Here is a 7093-nt window from a genome sequence, read left to right as displayed (position 1 = left end):
GCCGTCATCCACTCAGGCCCGAAGCTGGGCGCGGCCGGGAAGGCGAAACCACCGGCTCGGGCGAGCACTACGGCGGCTACGGGCGCGTCGAAACCATCGACGGTCGCAGCGCGCCATCTGCCTGGCGCGCTGCGCTCGGCGACCCGCCATGGCGAACACCTTCACGCATTGCCCAAGCCGAAGCCGCAGTCAACGGCGCAACCGCGTCCTGCTCCGGACGCGGCGCGAAAAACGCCGGCAATCCTAGTGCAGGCAAGCACGCACGCGCTAACGTCGGAACGGGTTCGCGAACGAATGGTCGAACGGTTGCGCACGAATGGCATCACGGACGCGCGTGTGCTGGCGGCCATGTTGGCCGTGCCGCGCCACCTGTTCGTCGATCCGGGCCTGGCGGCGCAAGCTTACGAGGACGCGGCGTTGCCGATCGGCCATCATCAAACCATCTCGAAGCCATCCGTGGTGGCACGGATGATCGAACTGGTGGCGGCCGGCCGCACGCTCAAGAATGTGCTGGAAATCGGCACAGGATGCGGTTATCAGGCAGCCGTGCTGTCGCAGGTCGCAACCGATGTGTATTCCATCGAACGTATCCGGCCATTATCTGAGCGCGCCAAACTGAACTTGCGGCCGTTGCGCGTGCCCAATATCCGCCTTCACTACGGCGATGGCCGACTCGGGCTTCCTGCTGTCGCACCGTTCGATGCCATCGTGATAGCGTGCGCGGGTCTCGATGTGCCGCAGGCGCTGCTCGATCAACTGGTTGTGGGCGGAAGACTGGTAGCACCGGTTGGATCGCAGGAAGCGCAAGCGCAAATACTGACGCTCGTCGAGCGCGTTTCGGCCACTCAATGGCGCGAATCCCGGCTTGATCGCGTATTTTTTGTACCTTTGAAATCCGGAGTGATTTGACACCGATGAGTATGTTGCGTGGTAAGCGAGAAATAAGTGCAAACCCTGGCTTGACGGTCGTTCAGCGCGGTATCTGCGCCGTGATGTTGTCCGTGTTGGCTGCCTGCGCGACGCGGATGGACCAGGCGCCGGTCGTTGACCGGTCTGGGTCGGCCGTGGGCACGCAGGCAGCGCAGGAAGGGACTGCGTTGCCGCCGGGTCCGCCACCGCCGGGCTACTACCGAGTGAAACCGCACGATACGCTGTATAGAATCGCGCTGGAAAACGGCCAGAACTATCGCGATATCGCGGCGTGGAACAACATAACGGACCCGAACCAGATTGAAGTCGACCAGTTGCTGCGCGTGGCGCCGCCGGGGGCCAATCTCGCCGCCGCAACGCCGGGCGTGTCGACTGCGCCAGTCATCATCGGCGGCGGCGTGCAAAGTCAGCCGCTGAACAATGCTTACGCCGCGCCTTCTGGCGCGAACAGCTTGCAGACGGCGCCGTCGTACGGAACATCGTCGGGAATGGGAACGTTGCCGGGAGCGCCAACGACGCAACCACCGGTCGCGGGTGTAGACAGCGGCAATGCGGAGGCGCCGGCGGCGCAGCCCGCGTTTATCTGGCCGGCGCGCGGACCGATTCTAGGCACGTTCGACGAAGCCAAGAACAAGGGACTCAATATTGGCGGCGCGAGCGGAGATCCGGTAAATGCATCGGCGGATGGGCGGGTCGTCTACTCTGGCAACGGCCTGCGCGGATACGGCAATCTGGTGATCATCAAGCACGACGCAACTTTTCTGACGGCGTACGCACATAACAGCGGTTTGATGGTAAAAGAAGGTGACGCGGTGACAAAAGGGCAGAAGATCGCCGAGATGGGGAGCAGCGATTCGGACCGCGTGATGTTGCATTTCGAAGTGCGCCGGCAGGGCAAGCCTGTCGACCCTCTGAAGTATTTGCCGCCGCAATAAGCGGAACCATCATGCCTAAATCGAAGCGCCGCCAGCCGCCAGCCGAGACTGAGACGATCAGCCAACCCACGCAAGAACCGGTGGAAGACGGCGCTTCGAGTCACGAGGAAGAAGTGGAGGCCGAAACGGTCGAAGCAGAAGCCGATGCAGACGACGAACCGGGCGCGAGCGGGAAAGACGCCAGCGAAGGCGCAAACGATTCCGTGGCGGACGTCGACGACTTCAAGTCCATCTTGCAGGCCGAACTCACGGCCGACACGATCCAGCATTACCTGAACCGCATCAGCGTGAAGCCGCTGTTGACCGTCGAGGAAGAGCAGCGATACTCGCGCCTCGCCAAGGCCGGTGAATTTGAGGCGCGTCAGGTGATGATCGAGCGCAATCTGCGGCTCGTGGTCAGTATTGCCAAGGGTTATCTGAATCGCGGTGTGCCGCTGCTCGACTTGATCGAGGAGGGCAATCTCGGCTTGATGCACGCCATCGAAAAATTCGATCCTACACGCGGATTCCGCTTCTCGACTTATGCCACCTGGTGGATCAGGCAAAGCATCGAGCGTGCGATCATGAACCAGGCGCGCACGGTGCGCCTGCCGGTGCATGTCATTCGCGAACTGAACCAGGTGCTGCGCGCGAAGCGCCATCTGGAGAAAAGTTCGGCGAATTCCACGGCTGCGGTGGCGCCTGACCGGCGCGACGCGAGTATTGACGACATCGCGCATCTCACCGGCAAGACGCCGGAAGAAGTCACCGATATTCTCGCGCTCAACGAACACACTGCGTCACTCGACGCGCCGCTCGATCTCGATCCGGCGAGCAGCTTGCTCGACCTCCTGTCCGACGACGCAAGCCAGTCTCCGGATTCTGAAGTCCAGCATCGTGAACTCGAAACGCTGACAAAGCTGTGGCTGTCGCGTCTCTCCGACAAACATCGCCACGTCATTGAGCGCCGCTTTGGGCTCAATCATATTGAACCAGCCACGCTCGAAGAACTCGCCGACGAAATGGGCCTCACGCGCGAACGCGTGCGTCAGATCCAGCAAGAGGCGCTCGTGCGGCTCAAGCGCTTCTTTGCGTCGAACGGGGTTCGAAAAGACGCCGTGTTGTGAACGTCCCGTGACGTCGTTTTCCAGGAAGCAATGACTCCCATTCTCGTATTCGACATCGAGACTATTCCCGATGTCGACGGTATTCGCCGTCTCGAAAACCTCCCCGCGGCGCTCAGCGACATCGAAGTTGCCGAACACGCGTTCGCGGCCCGTCGTGAGCGTGTGGGCAACGATTTCCTGCCGCATCACCTTCAGCGAATCGCCGCTATTTCCTGCGTCTTCCGCGACAACACCGGTTTTCGGGTCCGCTCACTCGGGACGACCGCTGACTCGGAAGCGTCGTTGATCCAGTCGTTTTTCCGCGTGATCGAGAAATACACGCCGCAACTTGTGTCGTGGAATGGCGGCGGTTTTGACTTGCCGGTGCTCCACTATCGTGCGCTGGTCCACGGTGTGACCGCCTCGCGATACTGGGATCTCGGCAACGATGACCGCGAGTTTCGCTACAACAACTACATCAGCCGATATCACGCGCGCCACACCGACCTGATGGACGTGCTCGCGATGTACCAGGCTCGCGCAAACGCGCCGCTGGATGCGCTAGCCAAACTATGCGGTTTTCCGGGAAAGCTCGGCATGGACGGCGGCAAGGTCTGGCAGGCTTATGCGGAAGGGCGCATTGAAGAGATCCGCAATTATTGCGAGACCGACGTCGTCAATACGTACCTGATGTATTGCCGTTTCCAGTTGATGCGCGGCGGTTTCTCGCCCGAGGAATACGCCGACGAGATTAGTCTGGTTAAAAGTGCGCTGGCACTCGAATCCGCACCGCACTGGGCAGAATATCTGGCTGCGTTCGACAGCTAGGGCGCCCATCGGTCGCCGGTCGCGTATTCCCGTTCGTCTACAATCTCGCCTTCGCCATGTCAGTCAGGAAGTGCGCAGGTGTCTCACGACCGTAAACGCTCAAATCGTCGCAGAAGTCCGCCAGCCCGAATCGTGCCGCTGGACCCTTTTGCCATTGCACCGGAAATAGAAATTGGCGCGCTCGATATGGACGCGCAAGGCGTCGGCCGGACCGAGACCGACGACGGACAGCCGGGGAAGGTCATTTTCGTGGAGGGCGCGCTACCGGGCGAAAGGGTGTCGTACGCGACCTACAGAAGAAAGGCGGCATTCGAGCAAGCGCTGCTTGTGAAGGTGCTGCGTGAAAGCGTGATGCGTACGCGTCCGAAATGCCAGTATTTCGGCACCTGTGGCGGCTGCACCATGCAGCATCTCGACGTTCGCGCGCAGATCGCTGTCAAGCAACGCGTGCTCGAAGACAACCTCCAGCACTTGGGCAAGTTGCGCGCCGAAACGATTTATCGGCCGATTCAAGGGCCTTCGTGGGGCTATCGCTACCGAGCGCGCTTATCCGCGCGCCTGATTGCGGGAAAGGGCGGTGCGCTGGTCGGGTTTCACGAGAAGAAGAGCGATTTCGTTGCCGATATGGAGACGTGCGAGGTGCTCCCGCCACACGTGTCGGCGCTGCTGATGCCGCTTCGCCGGCTGGTGCGGGACGTATCGATTCGAGACCGCCTTCCACAGATCGAAGTGGCCGTTGGCGCAGATATCACCGCGCTCGTGTTGCGCATTCTTGCGCCGCTTACGCCAGCAGACGAAGCACTGCTGCGAACTTTCGCCGACACGTACGCCGTTCAATTCTGGCTACAGCCGAAAGGGCCGGAAACCGCCTATGTGTTTTATCCGCTCGGCCCCGAACTGGCGTATACGCTGCCGGAATTCAACATTCGCATGCCGTTCAAACCGACCGATTTCACTCAGGTCAATCATCCGATCAACCGCGTACTCGTTAGCCGGGCGCTCAGGCTGCTGGCGCCAGAACGCACGGATCGGGTGCTGGATCTGTTTTGCGGTATCGGCAATTTCACCTTGCCGCTGGCGCGGGTTGCGCGCGAGGTCGTGGGGATCGAAGGCAGTGAAGGTCTCACCGCGCGTGCGCTCGAAAATGCCAAGGCGAATGGGGTCGAGACCCGTACATCATTTGCATGCCGCAACTTGTATGAAGTCACCGCCGACGATCTGCGCGCGTTGGGTCCGTTCGACAAATTTCTCATCGATCCGCCGCGCGACGGTGCGCTGGCTGTATCGAAGGCGCTGGCGGAAATTGCCCAAAGCGGCGAGGGCGGCTTGCCGAACCGCATTGTGTACGTGTCGTGCAATCCCGCCACGCTTGCCCGCGACGCCAGCGTGCTTGTCCATCAGGCAGGCTACCGGCTAAAAGGGGCGGGCGTGGTGAACATGTTTCCGCACACTTCGCACGTCGAATCGATAGCGCTATTCGAGCGCGAATAACAGAACGGGCCTGTAAGGCGAGGCGGGTCGCCGGAACAGCCGGATTGTCCTTTCGCGCGGCAGCCAAGCCGCAGTAGCCAAGCATTTCGCGCGCGTAAAAAACCGGCCTGCTTGGAGGCCGGTTTTTTTCAAGCAACTACTCTGGCTGTTCAGTTCCGGTTTCCGCCGAAGATGCCGAGCAGCGTCAGGAGACTCGTGAATACGTTGTACAAGTCCAGGTAAATCGCAAGCGTTGCACTGATGTAGTTCGTTTCACCGCCATTCACAACGCGCTGGACATCGAACAGCATATAGGCTGAGAAGATGAAGATTGCGAGCACCGACACCGTCAGCATCAACGCCGGCAAGTGCAGGAATGCGTTCGCAAGAGCGGCCAGGATCAACACCAGTACGCCCATGAACAACCATTTGCCGAGGCCCGAGAAGTCACGCTTGCTGACAGTCGCGATTGTGGCCATGGTCGCGAAAATCACGCCCGTACCGCCAAACGCCATCATGATCAACTGCGTGCCGTTCGAAAAGCCGAGGATAAAGCTAAGCAGACGCGAGAGCATCAAGCCCATGAAAAACGTGAAGCCGAGCAGCACGACCACGCCAATACTGCTGTTCTTCGTACGCTCGATGGCGAACATGAAGCCAAACGCGATCGCCATGAAAGCGATGATGCTCATGGCCGGGCTTGACGCCGCGAACAATGAGAACCCGGTCGCGACACCGACGTAGGCGCCCAAAACCGTCGGCACCATGGATAGCGCGAGCAACCAGTAAGTATTCCGTAGTACGCGATTCCGGGTTTCGGACGATGTTACGCTGCCACTGCGACCAAAACCGTAAGGGGATTCGTTCATGATTTCTCCTTGCCTGAACTGATGTAACGCCAATTGGTTGGAACAACACCGGCTTGATTTTGCCGAAAAATCGTTTTCGCCGTCTCAGTAAAAATGACCTGCGATGAAAGCTCACTACCGCCGATGCTTGGGGCCTTTTTTCGACGCTCGCACCTCGGTTCAACCGTATTCTACACTTCGGCTCGCGCCCGCTTTCAGCATGGGATATGCGCCCATGTTGCACGGAAATCAACCGCGCTGCTGGCGGCTCGGCAACCGCTAAAATTACCGCGCATTTCGAAGTTGGACGCAGTAGTTGGATTCAAGATTAGATGCTTACGATATCGTAAGGTTTCAATCGCAATCATACAATGCTTCGTGCTACAATTGTCGATTCATTTAAATTCGTAACCCGTTCATTTTTTGGGAGTTTTTCATGGCGATCGAGCGCACCCTGTCGATTATCAAACCGGATGCAGTAGCAAAGAATGTGATCGGCCAGATCTACAGTCGTTTTGAGAATGCAGGCCTGAAAGTCATCGCGGCTCGCATGGTTCACCTGTCGCGCGCTGACGCGGAAAAGTTTTATGCAGTGCACGCTGCGCGTCCGTTCTTCAAGGACCTGGTTGATTTCATGATCTCGGGCCCGGTGATGATCCAGGCGCTGGAAGGCGAAAATGCAATCCTGAAGCACCGTGACCTGATGGGCGCAACGGACCCGAAGAAAGCAGAAAAGGGCACGATCCGCGCTGATTTCGCTGACAGCATCGACGCGAATGCAGTTCATGGCTCTGACGCTCCGGAAACGGCTGGTCAGGAAGTCGCATTTTTCTTTCCCGAAGTGAACGTTTATTCACGTTGATTCGGGAGTAGATTTCTCGCAGGAATTGGCGCGAAATACCTGGAGTAGAGTCCGGGAATCGCTCAGCAAGGAAATGGCAGGATTCGACATGACAGCAGCAACCGTCAACCTTCTCGACCTCGATGCCGCGGGGCT

Annotated in this window: 7 protein-coding genes; 6 read left to right on the top strand and 1 reads right to left on the bottom strand. The window is 59.2% G+C overall.

The annotated features are described in order from the left end of the window. Positions 1-6 precede the first annotated feature (6 nt). From WCA53_RS16410 to rlmD, 5 genes are all read left to right on the top strand, one after another. Entirely contained in the window at positions 7-909 is a 903-nt protein-coding gene (locus WCA53_RS16410; protein WP_423912464.1) for a protein-L-isoaspartate(D-aspartate) O-methyltransferase, read from the top strand. A gap of 5 nt (positions 910-914) precedes the next feature. Next, positions 915-1865 carry a peptidoglycan DD-metalloendopeptidase family protein gene (locus WCA53_RS16405; RefSeq protein WP_423912458.1) on the top strand — a complete coding sequence of 317 codons (951 nt, stop codon included), beginning with the start codon at positions 915-917 and terminating at the stop codon, positions 1863-1865. 11 nt (positions 1866-1876) lie between these two features. Then, positions 1877-2971 (top strand): RNA polymerase sigma factor RpoS, encoded by a 1095-nt coding sequence (gene rpoS, locus WCA53_RS16400; RefSeq protein WP_423912454.1) that lies wholly within the window; start codon positions 1877-1879, stop codon positions 2969-2971. 30 nt (positions 2972-3001) lie between these two features. Continuing rightward, entirely contained in the window at positions 3002-3778 is a 777-nt protein-coding gene (locus tag WCA53_RS16395) for a 3'-5' exonuclease (protein WP_423912450.1), read from the top strand. 129 nt (positions 3779-3907) lie between these two features. Next, positions 3908-5269 (top strand): 23S rRNA (uracil(1939)-C(5))-methyltransferase RlmD, encoded by a 1362-nt coding sequence (rlmD, locus tag WCA53_RS16390; protein ID WP_423912461.1) that lies wholly within the window; start codon positions 3908-3910, stop codon positions 5267-5269. A 149-nt stretch (positions 5270-5418) separates the two neighbouring features. On the opposite strand, the gene WCA53_RS16385 is transcribed toward rlmD, so the two are convergent. Then, entirely contained in the window at positions 5419-6117 is a 699-nt protein-coding gene (locus WCA53_RS16385) for a Bax inhibitor-1/YccA family protein (protein WP_423912447.1), read from the bottom strand. Between the two features lie 415 nt (positions 6118-6532). Here WCA53_RS16385 and ndk point away from each other — a divergent pair, with 415 nt between their 5' ends. Then, positions 6533-6958: a nucleoside-diphosphate kinase gene (ndk, locus tag WCA53_RS16380; protein WP_423912444.1), complete on the top strand. Its 426-nt coding sequence runs from the start codon at positions 6533-6535 to the stop codon at positions 6956-6958. The last annotated feature ends 135 nt before the right edge of the window (positions 6959-7093 follow it).

Source organism: Caballeronia sp. (assembly GCF_049581465.1).
Classification (GTDB): Bacteria; Pseudomonadota; Gammaproteobacteria; order Burkholderiales; family Burkholderiaceae; genus Caballeronia.
This window is presented reverse-complemented; position numbering and strand designations above follow the sequence as displayed.